Source organism: Pseudomonas agarici (assembly GCF_001543125.1).
In the GTDB taxonomy this organism is placed as follows: domain Bacteria; phylum Pseudomonadota; class Gammaproteobacteria; order Pseudomonadales; family Pseudomonadaceae; genus Aquipseudomonas; species Aquipseudomonas agarici.
On record NZ_CP014135.1, the window covers coordinates 5,290,512 to 5,306,913 of the forward strand.

Here is a 16,402-nt window from a genome sequence, read left to right on the forward strand (position 1 = left end):
GCGCAGCAGTTGCAAAACCATTGAACGCGTTCTATATGACACACCGCGCTGTCTGGATTCGGGGTCGCCGCGCAACCCAACGGAGGACAAGCCTGCTCGTCACAAATCGGGCCAGTCACAGCCCCTGAAACGGTTTGCGCCTGCTCGGTCAGCGACGCTCGATTGGCACGAACTTGCGCTGCTCGACGCCGATGTACTCGGCACTCGGACGGATGATGCGGTTGTTCGCACGCTGCTCGAACACATGCGCCGCCCAGCCGGTCAGGCGCGAGCAAACGAAGATCGGCGTGAACAGCTTGGTCGGGATACCCATGAAGTGGTACGCCGAGGCATGGTAGAAATCGGCATTGGGGAACAGCTTCTTCTGCTCCCACATGGTCTTGTCGATGGCTTCGGAGACCGCGAACAGCACGCTGTCACCCACCTCGTCGGCGAGCTGCTTCGACCAGCCCTTGATCACTTCATTGCGCGGGTCGTTGTCTTTGTAGATCGCGTGGCCGAAGCCCATGATCTTGTCCTTGCGCGCCAGCATGCCGAGGGTGCCTTCGACGGCTTCTCGCGGCGAGCTGAAACGCTCGATCATTTCCATCGCTGCCTCGTTCGCACCGCCATGCAAGGGTCCGCGCAGCGAACCGATGGCCGCGGTGACGCAGGAGAACAGGTCGGACAGGGTCGAAGCACAGACTCGCGCGGTAAAGGTCGAAGCGTTGAATTCATGTTCCGCATAAAGGATCAGCGACACGTCCATCACCTTGCGGTGCAGCTCGCTCGGCGCCTTGCCGTGCAGCAGGTGCAGGAAATGCCCGCCGATGGCAGCCTCGTCGGTCACACAATCGATGCGCAGGCCTTCGTGACTGAAGCGATACCAGTAGCACACGATGGCCGGGAACGCGGCCAACAGCCGGTCGGTGGCTGCGTGCTGGCGGGAGAAATCGCCTTCAGGCTCAATATTGCCGAGGAACGAGCAACCGGTACGCATCACATCCATCGGATGGGCGTCGGCGGGAATTCGCTCCAGCACTTCTTTCAGGGCCTGGGGCAAATCGCGCAGGGTACGCAGTTTATCCATGTAGGCACTCAACTGGGCCTGGCTCGGCAATTCGCCGTACAGCAACAGGTAGGCGACTTCTTCAAAGCACGCCTCGCTCGCTAGCTCACGCACGTCATAACCGCGATAGGTCAGGCCAGCACCGGCCTGGCCCACGGTGGACAAGGATGTTTGCCCGGCCACCTGGCCACGCAGGCCGGCGCCAGTCAGTACTTTTGCTTCAGCCATTGCTCTCTCCAATTGTTGAGTTTATTTGGGGCCCGGCAAGTCGGGGGGGGCCAGGCCTCAGCCCTGCTTTTGGCTAAACAGCGCGTCGAGCTTGCGCTCAAAGGTGTGGTAGTCGATACGATCGTACAACTCCATACGAGTCTGCATGGTCTCGATCACGTTGGCTTGGGTGCCGTCGCGACGAATCGCGGTGTAGACGTTTTCCGCCGCCTTGTTCATGGCGCGAAACGCCGACAGCGGGTACAGCACCAGCGACACATCGGCACCGGCCAGTTGCTCGACGGTGTACAGCGGCGTCGCGCCGAACTCGGTGATATTGGCCAGGATCGGCGCTTTCACCCGACTGGCGAACAGCTTGTACATCGCCAGCTCGGTAATGGCTTCCGGGAAAATCATGTCGGCACCCGCCTCGATGCAGGCGGCGGCGCGATCCAGGGCGGACTCCAACCCTTCCACGGCCAGCGCGTCGGTACGCGCCATGATCACGAAGCTATCATCGCTGCGAGCATCCACGGCGGCCTTGATGCGATCGACCATTTCCTGCTGGGAGACGATTTCTTTGTTCGGACGGTGGCCACAGCGCTTGGCGCCGACCTGGTCCTCGATATGAATCGCCGCCGCACCGAACTTGCTCATCGACTTGACAGTGCGGGCGACGTTGAACGCCGAGGAACCAAAGCCAGTGTCGACATCCACCAGCAGCGGCAGGTCGCAGACATCCGTGATGCGTCGTACATCGGTCAACACGTCATCCAGGCCGCTGATACCCAGGTCCGGCATACCCAGGGAGCCGGCGGCGACACCACCGCCCGACAGGTAGATCGCCTTGAAACCGGCACGCTTGGCCAGCAACGCATGGTTGGCGTTGATCGCACCGACCACTTGCAACGGATGCTCGTTGGCGACCGCATCGCGGAAACGCTGACCGGGCGTGTTTTTGTTGGAACCCTGACTCATGACTCACCTCGTGGAGTGGCTGTCGGTTTCGCGCTGTCCTGGTAGTAACGCGAAATATTGCGTTTCGACGCGCCGATATGACGACGCATCAACAACTCGGCCAGTTCGCCGTCGCGATCGGCAATGGCATCGAGAATCCGGTGGTGTTCGGCAAAGGCCTGGCGCGGCCTGTGGGGCGTAGCGGAAAACTGGATGCGATACATGCGCACCAACTGATACAGCTCGCCGCAGAGCATTTGGGTCAGGGTCCGGTTGCCGGCGCCCTGAATGATCCGGTAGTGGAAATCAAAGTCGCCCTCCTGTTGGTAATAACCGACACCCGCTTGGAACGCCGCGTCACGCTCATGGGTGTGCAGCACCTGACGCAATTCTTCGATCTCTTCGCTAGTCATCCGCTCGGCCGCCAGGCGGCAGGCCATGCCTTCGAGGGACTCGCGGATTTCATAGAGTTCGACCAGCTCGGCATGGCTCAGGGACACCACCCGCGCCCCGACATGGGGGATCCGTACCAGCAAGCGCTGACCTTCGAGGCGATGGATGGCTTCGCGCAGCGGGCCACGGCTGATGCCATAGGTGCGCGCCAGCTCCGGCTCGGAAATCTTACTGCCGGGGGCGATCTCGCCCTTGACGATGGCTGCCTGGATGCGCCGAAAGACATTCTCGGATAGCGTCTCGGAATCTTCCTGGACAGTCACGACCGGCTCCAGCTCTCCCAGCATATTGTCGACACCTTTCTAACCAATAACGCTAAAACTAGCCAATACGACCCTTTCAGTCAAAGAATTAATTAGCATTGTCGACAATAGTCTAAGAGCTGACGCAAACACCCCTTGCCGGTGGAGACAACCGACAGGAAGCGTCCCCAGCGCTGGCGCCATAAAACCAGCGTGCTAGAATGCCGCGCGCACCAGACGATGCCATGCCTGTCATCTTTATCTGAATCTGACAGACGCACGAGGAAGCTTGCGCTGTATTGCCAGTCACCTTGAATCAAGATTGCCCGATACGCGCCAGGATTTATGAGACTCAAGCCCTTCTCCCTACTGCTTTTGTTGCTGCTCGGTCTGCCAGGCTTGAGCCTCGCCACCGAAAAGACCGTCTACGGCCTGAACGAGTACGCGAGCCTGGTGGGAATCGACCTGGAAGTCGCGGCCAAACTCGACACCGGGGCCAAGACCGCCTCCCTCAGTGCCCGTGACATAAAACGTTTCAAGCGCGACGGCGAAAGCTGGGTGCGCTTCTACCTGGCCATCGACGCCGCCCATTCGCACCCCATTGAGCTGCCGCTAGCCCGTGTCAGCAAGATCAAGCGGCGCTCCGGCGACTACGACCCGGATGAGGACAAGACCTATACCGCCCGCCCGGTGATTACCCTGAATATTTGCATGGGGGCGGCTTTACGCAGTATTGAAGTGAACTTGACCGACCGAAGCACATTCCAATACCCGCTTCTGATTGGCTCCGAGGCGCTCAAGCGCTTCGACGCGCTGGTCGATCCGAGTCTTAAATACGCTGCCGGCAAACCCGCCTGCACCGACGACGCTCAAACCGCCGAGTAATTCGCATGCGTGCTCTTACCCTCCATCTGAAAGTTCTGATCGCCGTTCTGGTGGCGTTGGGTATTTCGGTCACGGCCTATCAGATTTTCGTACTGGGGATTCCGGTTACCGAGGATGCCACGGACGACCTGTGGAACATCGACGCCAAGGTCGAGTTCCTCGCCGCCAGCAAGGACCCGGTGAAGATCCAGATGTTCGTGCCGCCACTGAGCCGCGACTACGTCAGCCTCAACGAGAGCTTCATTTCCAACAACTACGGTGTCAGCGTCAATCGCATCGAAGGCAACCGTAAGGTCACCTGGTCGGCACGGCGGGTCAGCGGTAAACAGACCCTGTATTACCGCCTGGTATTGACCAAACGCTATACCGGCGAAAAACCCAAGGTCAAAGGCCCGACCTTCCGCGACAGCATGGCCATCGAAGGCCCGGAAAAGATCGCCGCCGAAGCCCTGCTCGCGCCGATTCGTCAGCACTCGGCGGATGTCGAGACCTTCATCGGCGAAACCATCAAACGGGTCAACAACCTCAACGACGACAACGTCAAGCTGCTGTTGGCGGGCGATCCGTCGACGCCGCGCAAGGCACAGATCATCGAGCTGCTGCTGTCCATCGCCCACGTACCGCTGGAAAAAGTCCACACCATCCGCCTGGTAGCCGACCAACCGCAGGCCCCGGAACTCTGGTTGCGCAGCTTCAATGGCAACGACTGGCTGTACTTCAACCCGGATACCGGCGAGCAGGGCCTGCCCAGCGACCGCCTGTTGTGGTGGACCGGCGACGAGAACCTGATCAGCGTGGAAGGCGGCAAGAAGGCCAGCGTCAATTTCAGCCTGAACAACAGCGAAATGAACGCCATCCGCCTGGCCAAGCTGACCGACGAAAACTCCGACGCCAACTTCCTCGAATACTCGCTCTACGGCCTGCCGCTACAAACCCAGCAGACTTTCATGATCATGGTGATGATCCCAATCGGCGTGCTGGTGATCCTGATTCTGCGCAACCTGGTCGGCCTGCAGACGCTCGGCACCTTCACCCCCGTGCTCATCGCCTTGGCCTTCCGAGAAACCCAACTGGGCTTCGGTATCATTCTGTTCACCATCATCACCGCGCTCGGCCTGTCGCTGCGCTCCTACCTGGAACACCTGAAACTGCAGATGCTGCCGCGGCTGTCGGTGGTGCTTACCTTTGTCGTGGTACTGATCGCCGTCATCAGTCTGTTCAGCCACAAGCTCGGCCTGGAGCGCGGCCTGTCGGTGGCGTTATTCCCGATGGTGATCCTGACCATGACCATCGAGCGCCTGTCCATTACCTGGGAAGAACGTGGCGGCGGCCATGCGATGAAAGTCGCGATCGGTACCCTGTTCGCCGCCTCCCTGGCACACCTGATCATGAGCGTGCCGGAGCTGGTGTACTTCGTCTTCACCTTCCCGACGATCCTACTGATCCTGGTGGGCTTCATGCTGGCCATGGGACGCTATCGCGGTTACCGCCTGACCGAACTGGTGCGCTTCAAAGCCTTCCTCAAGGAAGACGCTTGATGTTCGGCCTGTGGAAAACCTGGAAGGCCTTGGAAGCCAAGGGCATCATGGGGATCAATCGGCGTAACGCCGACTATGTGCTCAAGTACAACAAGCGCAGCCTCTACCCGATCGTCGATGACAAGATCATCACCAAGGAACGGGCGATCAAGGCCGGTATCCATGTACCGCAAATGTACGGTGTGATCTCCACGGAAAAGGACATCGACAAGCTCGGCGAGATCATCGGCGGGCGCAACGACTTCGTGATCAAGCCGGCCCAGGGTGCCGGCGGCGACGGCATCCTGGTGATCGCCGACCGCTTCGAAGGACACTATCGGACGATTTCCGGGCAGATCATCAGCCATGAGGAAATCGAGCACCAGGTTTCCAGCATCCTCACCGGGCTCTACTCCCTGGGCGGCCACCGTGATCGCGCACTGATCGAATACCGGGTGACCCCCGACCAGATCTTCAAGAGCATCAGCTACGAAGGCGTGCCGGACATCCGCATCATCGTGCTGCTGGGCTACCCGGTGATGGCCATGCTACGCCTGCCAACCCGCCAGTCCAACGGCAAGGCCAACCTGCACCAGGGTGCCATCGGCGTCGGCGTGGACCTGGCAACCGGCCTGACCTTGCGCGGTACCTGGCTGAACAACATCATCCGCAAACACCCCGACACCACCAATGCGGTGGATGGTGTGCAACTGCCGAACTGGGACAGTTTCATGCAACTGGCCGCTGGCTGCTACGAACTGTGTGGCCTGGGCTATATCGGCGTGGACATGGTCCTGGACCAGGACAAAGGTCCACTGATCCTCGAACTCAACGCCCGGCCCGGGCTGAATATCCAGATTGCCAACGACTGCGGCCTGACTGACCGGACCCAGGCCGTGGAGGCCCATCTGCAACGGTTGATGGCTGCCGGGATCGACGAAACCCCGCAAGAGCGGGTACGCTTCGTCCAGGACATGTTCGGCCATGTACCGCCCAAGGATGCCTGAGTCCAGCGGCATCGAACGCCATTGACATGCCTATCAACGCCTACCCTCCAGGAGGGCTACACTTGCCGTCCTCGCGCCCAAGACCGATTCGTCCCGTATGCTGACCTGCTCCGTACACCCACTGCCCTATGCTCCTGATCCCGCTCATTACTTCGCGACGATTCGTCATGCCCCTGGTGCCGTGCTGCTCGACAGCGGTCGCCCGGTCGCCGAGCGTGGGCGGTATGACCTGCTCAGTGCCTGGCCGCTTGAGCAACTGACGGTCTTGCCGGACGAGCCGGCGCAAGCGCTGCTACGGCGCCTGCGGGATAACCTGAGACGGCTGGGCGAAGCTGCCCTGCCCGCACCTTATGAGCTGCCGTTCGTCGGCGGGTTGATCGGCTATCTCAGCTACGACTTCGGTCGCCATCTCGAAGCGCTGCCCAGCCAGGCCCAAGACGACCTGCAACTGCCCGATGCCCGCTTTGGCCTGTACAACTGGGCGTTGATCAGCGATCACCAACAAGGCAGCAGCCAACTGGTGTTCCACCCTAGCATGGCCCCCACCGAGCGCGAACGCCTGATCGACCTGTTCAACCAGGCCCCATCGGACCTACACGACGGATTCCGGCTGACCACACCGATGACGGCGGACCTCGACGCTAATGCTTATCACCAGGCCTTCGAGCGTATCCAACGGTACATCCAGGCGGGCGATTGCTATCAGGTGAACTTTGCCCAGCGTTTTCGCGCCGCCTGCCAGGGTGATCCGTGGATCGCCTACCGAGCCTTGCGTGCCGCCTGTCCAACGCCATTCTCCGGGTTCCAGAGCCTGCCCGATCAGGGTGCGGTGCTGAGCCTGTCACCGGAGCGCTTTATCCGGGTCAGCGCCGGCCAGGTGGAAACCCGACCGATCAAGGGCACCCGGCCACGGGGCAAAGACACCACCGAAGACGCGGCGAATGCCGCCGAGCTGCTGGCCAGTGTCAAGGACCGTGCGGAAAACCTGATGATTGTCGACCTGCTGCGCAATGACCTGGGCCGTAGTTGTCGGATTGGCAGCGTGCGAGTGCCGGAGCTGTTCAGTCTGGAGAGCTACCCGAATGTGCACCATCTGGTCAGCAGCGTGACCGCCGAACTGGCCGAGGGCCGTGATGCCTTGGACCTGATTGTCGGTAGCTTTCCCGGCGGCTCGATCACCGGCGCACCGAAAATCCGCGCCATGCAGATCATCGACGAACTCGAACCGACGCGGCGCGGACTGTACTGCGGCTCGCTGCTGTACCTGGATGTACGCGGCGAGATGGACAGTTCGATCGCCATCCGCAGCCTGCTGGTCAAGGACGGCCAGGTGTGTTGCTGGGGTGGCGGCGGGATTGTCGCGGACTCCGACTGGCAGGAGGAATACCAGGAGTCGATCACCAAGGTGAGGGTGTTGCTCGATACCTTGCAACGCCTCTAGGCCCTGTATGAAATATATCTGCGCTGGCCCATGCGGCGTTGCCGTTCCTCGCCATCGCCGGCCATGAGCGGCGCAGTCGGCCCGCGTCGGCAGGATTTTGTTACTATTGCCGTCTATACGAGCGCAAAGCGCCACTGACTGTAGGAACCGCCTGATGAGCCAACCGTTCGACGTCGCTGAACTTGCCGCGACATATGCCAACAAATCTGCCCAGGACATCCTCAAGCTGGCCTTCGCCCAGTTTGGCGACGATCTGTGGATATCGTTCAGTGGTGCCGAGGACGTGGTGCTGGTGGACATGGCCTGGAAGCTGAACAAGAACGTCAAGGTCTTCAGCCTCGACACCGGTCGCCTGCACCCGGAAACTTATCGTTTTATCGATCAGGTCCGCGAGTTCTACAAGATCGATATCGAGCTGTTGTCCCCCGACCACAGCAAGCTCGAACCCCTCGTCAAGGAGAAAGGCCTGTTCAGCTTCTACAAGGACGGTCATGGCGAGTGCTGTGGCATCCGCAAGACCGAACCGTTGCGGCGTAAGCTGGCCAGCGTGACCGCCTGGGCCACCGGCCAGCGTCGCGACCAGAGCCCAAGCACCCGCAGCCAGGTAGCGGTGCTGGAAATCGACAGCGCCTTCTCGACCCCGGAACGTACCTTGTACAAGTTCAATCCACTGGCGCAGATGAGCAGCGAGGAAATCTGGGGCTACATCCGCATGCTCGAACTGCCCTACAACAGCCTGCACGAACGCGGCTTCATTAGCATCGGCTGCGAACCCTGCACCCGCCCGGTATTGCCCAACCAACACGAGCGCGAAGGCCGTTGGTGGTGGGAGGAAGCCACCCAGAAGGAATGCGGCCTGCACGCCGGCAACCTGATCGCCAAGAGCTGAAGGCCGAACACGGTCCTTGTAGGAAGCTGGCTGGCCGCAGAAGAGGGTCTTAAGAGACCGCTAAAAGCTTCGCGGGCAAGCTTTGCTCCTACAGGTACGCGCCCCAGCGGCCTTTGCGGCTAATTCTGCTCGCTGCCAGCCGAGCGATCAATGCACTGGCAACTCAACGCCGGCGAACAGCTCTTCGAGCTCCTGCTTGTTGTGGCATTGGATGGCCTTGGCCATGACTTCACGGGTCAGGTGCGGCGCGAACTTCTCGATGAAGTCGCACATGAAACCACGCAAGAACGTCCCACGCCGAAAACCGATCTTGGTCACGCTGGACTCGAACAGCTCACTGGCATCGAGTACTACCAGGTCCTTGTCGAGCACCGTGTCGACTGCCATCTTCGCCACGATCCCGACGCCCAGGCCCAAGCGCACATAAGTCTTGATCACATCGGCGTCGGCGGCGGTGAACACTACTTTCGGAGTCAGGCCGCGATGGCTGAAAGCCTCGTCCAACTTGGAGCGCCCGGTGAAACCGAACACGTAGGTAACGATCGGGTATTCGGCCAGGGTTTCCAGGGTCAGCTTGGGCAGCTTGGTCAGCGGATGCCCTTGGGGCACCACTACGCAGCGGTTCCAGCGGTAGCACGGCATCATCACCAGGTCGCCGAACAGTTCCAGCGCCTCGGTGGCAATCGCAAAATCCACGGTGCCGTCCGCAGCCATTTCGGCGATCTGCATCGGTGACCCCTGGTGCATGTGCAACGCCACATCCGGGTACTGCTTGATGAAATTACTGATCACCAACGGCAAGGCATAACGCGCCTGGGTGTGGGTGGTAGCGATCGACAGGGTGCCCTTCTTCTCATTGGAGAACTCCTGGGCGATCTGCTTGATGCTCTCGACCTTGCGCAGGATCTCTCCGGCGGTGGTGATGATACGCTCACCGGCAGGCGTGACGCGGGTCAGGTGCTTGCCGCTGCGGGCGAAAACCTCGACGCCCAATTCGTCTTCGAGCAAGCGGATCTGTTTGCTGATACCCGGCTGTGAGGTGTAGAGGCTTTGGGCCGTCGCGGAAACGTTGAGGTCGTGGTGCGCCACTTCCCAGATGTAGCGCAGTTGTTGAAGCTTCATATGTATCCCTCAAAGCAGGTAGACGCCACAGGCAGCAGTGGCGATATATAACTATATGAATGGTTTGAATAATAAATCTAGAACTTTTTCATCAATTCGTCGAATTTCTGGCTCAGCTCTCGCTGTGCCGACGACGCTGCAACAACGGCACGAGATAGACCGGCACCTGGGACAACTGCAAGACTCGCGCAGCGGTACGCCCCAAGTGTGCCTCCGTTCCGGTGCCATGACTGTGACTTCCGACAATCAACAGATCGACCGCCAGCTTTTGCGCCTGGTCAAGGATGACTTGTGAAGGATCCCCCAGGATCACTTGAACCGACTGGATCATTGCCAGGTCCTGCCGCCCTTCTCCCAACTCCTCACGGATGCTGTCCAATACCCGTCGCTCGATATTGGCCATCACGGTGTTAAGACCCTGGCTGTGCAATTCGTTCAATGCCTGCTCATCCAGATAACTCTGCAGCACCGACTCCGCGAACAACCCCAAAGGCTCAACCGCATGGACGACATATAACTCAGCCGTGAACGTGCGAGCCAACCCCAACGCATGCTGCATGACATAAGGCGCATACAGGCCGAGGTCTGTGGCATACAGCATCGAACGAATCATGGGGCCTCCTCGATTGCCAGAATGGCGGAGATGGATTGAGCTTAGCAGTGTGCCGGGAAGTTCGACGCCCGGCTGGTCGAGCTAATCCAGAGGCCGTTGCTCATTGCTGATGCCATGGGGCACATGCCCCGTCGCGACCACTTCGCGGGCTTTCTCGCAATGCCCGGCCTGGTCGTCGAAAAACACGTCGGCGGCGAAGGCTTCGAGGAACGCGGATTTTTCCAGGCCTCCGAGGAACAGTGATTCGTCCAGGCGAATATCCCACTCGCGCAAGGTCCGGATCACCCGCTCATGGGCCGGAGCGGAACGGGCCGTGACCAGAGCGGTACGAATCGGACAGGCCTGATCCGCAAACTCGCTCTGCAACAGGTTGAGCGCCGCCAGGAAGCCCTTGAACGGGCCGCCGCGCAACGGCTCGCGCGCCGACTCACGCTCGCTGGCCTGAAACGCCTCCAGCCCGCCCAACTGGTAGACGCGCTCCGATTCATCGGAAAACAGCACCGCGTCGCCGTCGAAGGCAATGCGCAGTTCGGCGCTGGCGGCCCGCCGGGCGCCCCCGGAAAGAATCGTCGCGGCGGCGAAGCCGGCATCCAGGGCACTGCGCACGTCCTCGGCGTGGGTCGACAGAAACAGGTGGCAGCCAAAGGCCGCAAGGTACGGATAAGGACTGCGGCCTCCGACAAACGCCGCACGGGAAATATCCAAGCCGTAATGCTGGATCGAATTGAAGACCCGCAAGCCAGTGTCCGCACTGTTACGCGAGACCAATACCACCTCGACCCGGGCGCGACCGAGGCTGGCATTCAGGCTCAACAGTTTCTTCACCAGGGGAAAGGCATCGCCCGGTTCGAGGATTTCTTCCTCATGCTCGATCTGGTACTTGCGATAGGCTTCGACCCCCAGCGTCAGATAGACCTTATGGCTTTCACTCAGGTCGAACAGCGCCCGCGATGAAATCGCCAACACCAGCTTGTCGCTCAAGCCCTTTGCCATATCAGCTCTCCTGGCTGTTTCGGCCGTTGCGCGCCTCGATGAAAGCCAGGGCCTGGTACAGCGCACGGATATTCGGCAGCTCACACCCAACCGCACGAGCGGCAGCCAGTGGTCGGGCATACACCGCATCCAGCTCCATTGGGCGCTTGTGGACGAAATCGTAGTACATGCTCGGCCAGTAATCCGGCATCTTTTCCGTGGCCTTGAACAACTGCTCGGCGTACCCAGCCGGCACTGCATGACCGCATGCCTGCGCGCCTAGCACCACTTCGGCCATCAATGCCTGAATCAGCTCGCGGCTGCTGGCATCGTTCATCAAGGGCGTGGTACTGGCCCGCAGCAACACCGACAAGCCGTTGTAGGGCACGTTCCACACCAGCTTCTGCCAGCGCGCCTCTTGCAGGTTACGCATGGCCTGGGACTCGATGCCGGCCCGGTGGAACAACTGGCATCCTTCCTCGACCACCGCCTGGCGGGCACTTTCATCATCACCTGACGGACCGCTGTGATAACCGATTTTCACCGTCCCGAGCACCTGGTGCACGACAGCCGCGGGAGCTGCGCGATGCGCATAGATGAAGCACAGTCCACCGAGCAGGTGCAGCGCATTGGGCAACAATGGCCGCAAGTGCTCCTCGACATCCAAGCCGTTCTGTAGCAACAACACCTTGGCCCCCGGCGCGGCCACCTGGGCGATCAGCGGGGCAAGGCTGGCATTGCTGGTGGTCTTGGCGCCCACCAGCAACCAATCGCACGGCGGCATATCGTCAGCCGAGGCATAGGCCTGGACGGGATCCAGGTGCAGCGAGCCGTGGACCGCGCTGTCGATATGCAGGCCGCCGTCAGCCACTGCCGAGAACTCGCTGCGTAGCAGGAAATGCACATCGAAACCGCCACGCGCCAACATCACGCCGTAGAACCCGCCGATGGCGCCGGTTCCGATCACGCCGATACGCGGCCCGGTCACTGAAACTGTCATGGTGACTCCTTGGAGGAAAGCTGTCGTGATTCGAGAAAACTCAGTGCCTGGAGCAGTGTCTGCGTCCTCGGCATGTCACACCCGGCCCGCCGCGCGGCAGCCAGCGGGCGCGCATAGATCGCCTCCAGCTCCATGGGCCGACGGCAGCGATAATCGTGATACATGCTCGGGTAATAATCCGGCACCGCAGTCGCCATTTGCATCAATTGCTCGATAAAACCTGATGGCAATGGGCTGCCGCAAGTAGCGGCGGCCTGAGCCACTTCCTCCATCAGGCCGAACACCAGCGCCCGACTGTCGGGATCGGCCATCATCCGTTCGGTACCGCAGTCGAGCAGCACCGACAAACCGTTGGTGGAAATGTTCAGCACCAGCTTCTGCCAGCGCGCCTGCCGCAGATCATCGATCACCGCGGACTCCAAACCGGCCTGGTGAAACAACCCTGTCGCCGCCGCCGCTACGGTTCGGCGTGCCCGCTCGTCCGTCGCCGGACCACTGTGATAGGCAATGTTCACCCCGCCCATGGCCTGATGCACCACCACGCCGGGCGACTCGCGGTGTGCGCAGTTGAGGCACAGACCACCCAGCAGGTGCAATTCATCGGGCAGCGCCAGGCGCAGTTGCTCTTCGACCTCCAGGCCGTTCTGCATCAGAAGGATGCTCGCTCCGGGAGCCGCGATACCGACAATCGATGCAAGCAACCGCGGATCATCCAGCGCCTTGGTACAGACCAGCAGCCAGTCGCACGGCGGCATGTCCTGCGCGGCGATATAAGCCTGGACCGGATTAAGGATCAGCCGACCATGGATCAGACTGTCCACCAACAAGCCATGGGCGGCCACCTGTTGAAATTCGCTGCGCAATAGAAAATGCACATCGAAACCGGCACGTGCCAGCATCACCCCGTAAAAAGTACCAATGGCCCCCGTACCGATAATACCGATACGCGGGGCAGCCACACGCTCGATCATGGCAACTCCTCAGCAATGCCCGCCAATGCCTGTTGCAGCCCCTCGGCAAGCTCGTTCAAGACCAACCGCGAACGCACGGCTCCATAGAACTCACCGTCCTTGACCACGAACAACGCCGGCAAGTGAAATACTTCATAGCGCTGGACCAGCCCGCCGTTGTCACCAGCATCGATCCAGCATAGACGCTCGACCGCCAATTCCAGGCCCGGCAGCACCTCTCGGGCGAAACGGCAGCTAGCGCAGCCGGCGCTGGTGAAGATAATCAGGGAAACACCTGGCAGAGCCAATAAACTCCGATCTGCGTCAAAATCCGACAATTCCAGACTCTTCATTATACGGGCGCAAGGTTTTTGCGCTGATCGACAGCCGAAGTGGTTTGGCATGCTGCGTTTTCTACCTGATCCCGTAGACGTCCCGGTAAAACTCACTGTGCTTGAGCCTGCCGGCATTTCCCGTAGGCGAAGCTGCATGTTACTCCAGCTACCCAGCCCGGTGCGTGAAACGCAAGCCTCGGCTAGCCATTTATAAGGACCTTAGCGGATGAAACAGGCCGTGCCCATTGCCCGCCCACGGTCTAACGCGCTAAGGTTCCGCTCCCCGACACGCTCAATCGCTGTGTACCGCCGCGCGGGGCTGGCGGCCGGCACCTGTGACCTGACGAGTAACACGATGGCTGATTTACCGATCAACGACCTTAACGTCGCCTCCAACGAGACGCTGATCACGCCTGATCAGCTCAAGCGTGATATTCCCTTGAGCGACGCTGCCCTGCGCACCGTGACCAAGGGTCGCGAGGTGATTCGCAATATTCTCGATGGCACGGACCATCGCCTGTTCGTCGTTATCGGGCCCTGCTCGATCCACGACATCAAAGCCGCCCACGAGTACGCCGAGCGCCTCAAGGTACTGGCTGGCGAAGTCTCTGACAGCCTGTACCTGGTGATGCGTGTCTATTTCGAGAAGCCGCGGACCACGGTCGGCTGGAAAGGCCTGATCAACGACCCTTACCTGGATGACTCGTTCAAGATCCAGGACGGCCTGCATATCGGTCGGCAATTGCTTCTGGACCTGGCCGAAATGGGTTTGCCCACCGCCACCGAAGCCCTTGACCCGATCTCGCCGCAGTATCTGCAGGACCTGATTAGCTGGTCAGCCATCGGCGCGCGCACCACCGAATCCCAGACCCACCGCGAAATGGCCTCCGGCCTGTCCTCGGCGGTCGGATTCAAGAACGGCACCGACGGCGGCCTGACCGTAGCGATCAACGCCTTGCAATCGGTTTCCAACCCACACCGTTTCCTCGGTATCAACCAGGAAGGTGGCGTGTCGATCGTCACCACCAAGGGCAATGCCTACGGTCACGTGGTACTGCGTGGCGGCAACGGCAAGCCCAACTATGACTCGGTGAGTGTCGCGGTCTGCGAGCAGGCGCTAGCCAAGGCCAAGATCAAGGCAAATATCATGGTCGACTGCAGCCACGCCAACTCCAACAAGGATCCGGCCCTGCAACCGCTGGTGATGGAGAACGTCGCCAATCAGATTCTCGAAGGCAATCAGTCGATTATCGGCCTGATGGTCGAAAGTCACCTGAACTGGGGCTGCCAGGCCATTCCCAAAGACCTCGCCGACTTGCAATACGGCGTGTCGATCACCGATGCCTGCATCGACTGGCAAAGCACCGAGAAAATCTTGCGTAGCATGCATGCCAAGCTCAAGGATGTGCTGCCCAAGCGCGCACGTACCTGACGGCGGATTAATCCCCCGCACACAAAAACGCCGGGCAATGCCCGGCGTTTTTGCAGATGTTCGGTTGACTCAGATCTTCGCCGCGTGCCGCTGATGACGTTCCATGTAGCGCTCTACATAGGAGCAGGACGGAATCACCGTATACCCCATGCGATCGGCGTACTCGAGCGCCTGCTCGGTCAGGGCCGCCGCAATGCCACGGCCACGCAAGGCGTTGGGCACAAACGTGCGGTAGATATCCAGGGTCTGCTTACCCAGATCCATATAGGTCAGGTAGGCACGGTAACCGTCCACATTGGTCTCGAACTGATGACCAGCCTGGTCATGGTGGATGGACAACGCCTCGCTCATCACTACTCCTCGCGGGTCTTGGTATGGGACCCTACCTTACCGATCTTTTTCCGGCGAAGAAACCACTACGCCACCTCGTGCCGGCTTGGACAACGAGAAAAGCCGAACGCTCCCTGGAAAACCGAACACGTACCAAATAGTAGGCACTCTTGGTTCAAATGCTCAAGACACGCTCGTCACATGACCTATCAGCATTTCGATGATAGCGCGACCACTACCCTTTCGGCGAAAAAACTGAACACAAATTGAAGATCGCCGGAGTGTTGCGCGATTACGACGAGCCCCCTTGATTAAAGTCACTTTTCATTTAACACAAAGAGCGTCCCCGCAGCACGGACGGTAGAGAACAAGAGTCATCCGCTACAGTTAGAACGACTCTTAGTACACACTGGACACTCGTCGGTGATGGCACACTAGCGCACTTGAAGATCACCTCATGCGCTCGAAACAGGGTCTATCGCGACATATTTTTTGACAGAACCATAAAAAGTTAGCCGAAAAATACTCTCGGCCAAAATTTTTTTTGCTTCTTGCGCTACGTCAGTTTACTTACTACAAGTAATGGGTAGTATGTTCGTCGGCTATTTCCTCACTCTGGGGTTATGGTCATTAATAGAAAGTCCTTGAAGGGGAACACGATGAACAACGTTCTGAAATTCTCGGCTCTGGCCCTGGCCGCTGTTCTGGCTACCGGTTGCAGCAGCGTATCCAAAGAAACCGAAGCTCGTCTGACTGCTACCGAAGACGCCGCTGCTCGCTCCCAGGCTCGTGCTGACGAAGCTTACCGTAAAGCTGATGAAGCTCTGGCTGCTGCTCAAAAAGCACAACAGACTGCTGACGAAGCTAACGAGCGCGCTCTGCGCATGCTTGAAAAAGCAAGCCGTAAGTAATAGTCCTTCGGGGCCGTTACCCAGCCGATCCATGCTTGGATCGGCTTTTTTATGTCCGTGGGTGTGCCACGGCACATAAACCCGCCTGGGT

At 59.8% G+C, this 16,402-nt stretch carries 17 protein-coding genes; 7 read left to right on the forward strand and 10 right to left on the reverse strand.

What is annotated here, in order from left to right:
- Positions 1-148: 148 nt before the first annotated feature.
- The 3 genes from prpC to AWM79_RS23190 are packed head-to-tail and all read right to left on the reverse strand — an operon-like array spanning position 149 to position 2,952.
- Positions 149-1,276 (reverse strand): bifunctional 2-methylcitrate synthase/citrate synthase, encoded by a 1,128-nt coding sequence (prpC, locus tag AWM79_RS23180; protein ID WP_017134245.1) that lies wholly within the window; start codon positions 1,274-1,276, stop codon positions 149-151.
- A 57-nt stretch (positions 1,277-1,333) separates the two neighbouring features.
- Complete coding sequence (gene prpB / locus AWM79_RS23185) at positions 1,334-2,233, reverse strand: methylisocitrate lyase (protein WP_017134246.1); 900 nt, start codon at positions 2,231-2,233, stop codon at positions 1,334-1,336.
- Positions 2,230-2,952, reverse strand: a complete 723-nt coding sequence (locus tag AWM79_RS23190) for a GntR family transcriptional regulator (RefSeq protein ID WP_017134247.1) — start codon at positions 2,950-2,952, stop codon at positions 2,230-2,232. The genes prpB and AWM79_RS23190 overlap by 4 nt, the downstream gene beginning before the upstream one ends.
- A gap of 300 nt (positions 2,953-3,252) precedes the next feature.
- Between AWM79_RS23190 and rloA the strand changes: the two genes are divergently transcribed.
- From rloA to AWM79_RS23215, 5 genes are all read left to right on the forward strand, one after another.
- Positions 3,253-3,792, forward strand: a complete 540-nt coding sequence (gene rloA / locus AWM79_RS23195; RefSeq protein ID WP_017134248.1) for a retropepsin-like aspartic peptidase RloA — start codon at positions 3,253-3,255, stop codon at positions 3,790-3,792.
- Between the two features lie 5 nt (positions 3,793-3,797).
- Positions 3,798-5,330 carry an osmotic stress tolerance membrane protein RloB gene (gene rloB, locus AWM79_RS23200; protein ID WP_060783857.1) on the forward strand — a complete coding sequence of 511 codons (1,533 nt, stop codon included), beginning with the start codon at positions 3,798-3,800 and terminating at the stop codon, positions 5,328-5,330.
- Complete coding sequence (locus AWM79_RS23205; RefSeq protein WP_060783858.1) at positions 5,330-6,316, forward strand: alpha-L-glutamate ligase-like protein; 987 nt, start codon at positions 5,330-5,332, stop codon at positions 6,314-6,316. Before rloB ends, AWM79_RS23205 begins: the two co-directional genes overlap by 1 nt.
- A 97-nt stretch (positions 6,317-6,413) precedes the next feature.
- Positions 6,414-7,757, forward strand: coding sequence for an aminodeoxychorismate synthase component I (gene pabB / locus AWM79_RS23210; protein WP_060783859.1), 1,344 nt, complete (start codon positions 6,414-6,416; stop codon positions 7,755-7,757).
- 154 nt (positions 7,758-7,911) lie between these two features.
- Entirely contained in the window at positions 7,912-8,646 is a 735-nt protein-coding gene (locus tag AWM79_RS23215; RefSeq protein WP_060783860.1) for a phosphoadenylyl-sulfate reductase, read from the forward strand.
- 147 nt (positions 8,647-8,793) lie between these two features.
- On the opposite strand, the gene cysB is transcribed toward AWM79_RS23215, so the two are convergent.
- The 6 genes from cysB to AWM79_RS23245 form a co-directional block, all read right to left on the reverse strand.
- Complete coding sequence (gene cysB / locus AWM79_RS23220; RefSeq protein WP_017134253.1) at positions 8,794-9,768, reverse strand: HTH-type transcriptional regulator CysB; 975 nt, start codon at positions 9,766-9,768, stop codon at positions 8,794-8,796.
- Positions 9,769-9,880: 112 nt separating this feature from the next.
- The gene (locus AWM79_RS23225; RefSeq protein WP_017134254.1) at positions 9,881-10,381 is read right to left on the reverse strand and encodes a universal stress protein; all 501 of its coding nucleotides are present in this window, start codon (positions 10,379-10,381) and stop codon (positions 9,881-9,883) included.
- Between the two features lie 81 nt (positions 10,382-10,462).
- Positions 10,463-11,374: a 5'-nucleotidase gene (locus tag AWM79_RS23230; RefSeq protein WP_017134255.1), complete on the reverse strand. Its 912-nt coding sequence runs from the start codon at positions 11,372-11,374 to the stop codon at positions 10,463-10,465.
- A gap of 1 nt (position 11,375) precedes the next feature.
- A complete protein-coding gene (locus tag AWM79_RS23235; protein WP_060783861.1) occupies positions 11,376-12,353 on the reverse strand; it encodes a putative 2-dehydropantoate 2-reductase in 978 nt (325 codons plus the stop codon).
- Positions 12,350-13,324 carry a putative 2-dehydropantoate 2-reductase gene (locus tag AWM79_RS23240; protein ID WP_060783862.1) on the reverse strand — a complete coding sequence of 325 codons (975 nt, stop codon included), beginning with the start codon at positions 13,322-13,324 and terminating at the stop codon, positions 12,350-12,352. Before AWM79_RS23240 ends, AWM79_RS23235 begins: the two co-directional genes overlap by 4 nt.
- Positions 13,321-13,656 (reverse strand): thioredoxin family protein, encoded by a 336-nt coding sequence (locus tag AWM79_RS23245; RefSeq protein ID WP_060783863.1) that lies wholly within the window; start codon positions 13,654-13,656, stop codon positions 13,321-13,323. Before AWM79_RS23245 ends, AWM79_RS23240 begins: the two co-directional genes overlap by 4 nt.
- 337 nt (positions 13,657-13,993) lie before the next feature.
- On the opposite strand from AWM79_RS23245, the gene AWM79_RS23250 reads away from it, so the two are divergent.
- Positions 13,994-15,070, forward strand: a complete 1,077-nt coding sequence (locus tag AWM79_RS23250; protein WP_017134259.1) for a 3-deoxy-7-phosphoheptulonate synthase — start codon at positions 13,994-13,996, stop codon at positions 15,068-15,070.
- A 69-nt stretch (positions 15,071-15,139) separates the two neighbouring features.
- Here AWM79_RS23250 and AWM79_RS23255 read toward each other — a convergent pair whose 3' ends face one another.
- Complete coding sequence (locus tag AWM79_RS23255) at positions 15,140-15,421, reverse strand: GNAT family N-acetyltransferase (protein WP_017134260.1); 282 nt, start codon at positions 15,419-15,421, stop codon at positions 15,140-15,142.
- A gap of 638 nt (positions 15,422-16,059) precedes the next feature.
- Here AWM79_RS23255 and oprI point away from each other — a divergent pair.
- Positions 16,060-16,311 carry an outer membrane lipoprotei OprI gene (gene oprI, locus AWM79_RS23260; protein ID WP_003172710.1) on the forward strand — a complete coding sequence of 84 codons (252 nt, stop codon included), beginning with the start codon at positions 16,060-16,062 and terminating at the stop codon, positions 16,309-16,311.
- The last annotated feature ends 91 nt before the right edge of the window (positions 16,312-16,402 follow it).

Coding starts and splice junctions, on each gene's coding strand:
- AWM79_RS23245 (WP_060783863.1), bottom strand. CDS start 13,656: ATGAAGAGTCTGGAATTGTCGGATTTTGACGCAGATCGGAGTTTATTG.
- oprI (WP_003172710.1), top strand. CDS start 16,060: ATGAACAACGTTCTGAAATTCTCGGCTCTGGCCCTGGCCGCTGTTCTG.
- AWM79_RS23190 (WP_017134247.1), bottom strand. CDS start 2,952: ATGCTGGGAGAGCTGGAGCCGGTCGTGACTGTCCAGGAAGATTCCGAG.
- AWM79_RS23240 (WP_060783862.1), bottom strand. CDS start 13,324: ATGATCGAGCGTGTGGCTGCCCCGCGTATCGGTATTATCGGTACGGGG.
- prpC (WP_017134245.1), bottom strand. CDS start 1,276: ATGGCTGAAGCAAAAGTACTGACTGGCGCCGGCCTGCGTGGCCAGGTG.
- rloA (WP_017134248.1), top strand. CDS start 3,253: ATGAGACTCAAGCCCTTCTCCCTACTGCTTTTGTTGCTGCTCGGTCTG.
- prpB (WP_017134246.1), bottom strand. CDS start 2,233: ATGAGTCAGGGTTCCAACAAAAACACGCCCGGTCAGCGTTTCCGCGAT.
- AWM79_RS23255 (WP_017134260.1), bottom strand. CDS start 15,421: ATGAGCGAGGCGTTGTCCATCCACCATGACCAGGCTGGTCATCAGTTC.
- rloB (WP_060783857.1), top strand. CDS start 3,798: ATGCGTGCTCTTACCCTCCATCTGAAAGTTCTGATCGCCGTTCTGGTG.
- cysB (WP_017134253.1), bottom strand. CDS start 9,768: ATGAAGCTTCAACAACTGCGCTACATCTGGGAAGTGGCGCACCACGAC.
- AWM79_RS23205 (WP_060783858.1), top strand. CDS start 5,330: ATGTTCGGCCTGTGGAAAACCTGGAAGGCCTTGGAAGCCAAGGGCATC.
- AWM79_RS23215 (WP_060783860.1), top strand. CDS start 7,912: ATGAGCCAACCGTTCGACGTCGCTGAACTTGCCGCGACATATGCCAAC.
- AWM79_RS23235 (WP_060783861.1), bottom strand. CDS start 12,353: ATGACAGTTTCAGTGACCGGGCCGCGTATCGGCGTGATCGGAACCGGC.
- AWM79_RS23230 (WP_017134255.1), bottom strand. CDS start 11,374: ATGGCAAAGGGCTTGAGCGACAAGCTGGTGTTGGCGATTTCATCGCGG.
- AWM79_RS23225 (WP_017134254.1), bottom strand. CDS start 10,381: ATGATTCGTTCGATGCTGTATGCCACAGACCTCGGCCTGTATGCGCCT.
- AWM79_RS23250 (WP_017134259.1), top strand. CDS start 13,994: ATGGCTGATTTACCGATCAACGACCTTAACGTCGCCTCCAACGAGACG.
- pabB (WP_060783859.1), top strand. CDS start 6,414: ATGCTGACCTGCTCCGTACACCCACTGCCCTATGCTCCTGATCCCGCT.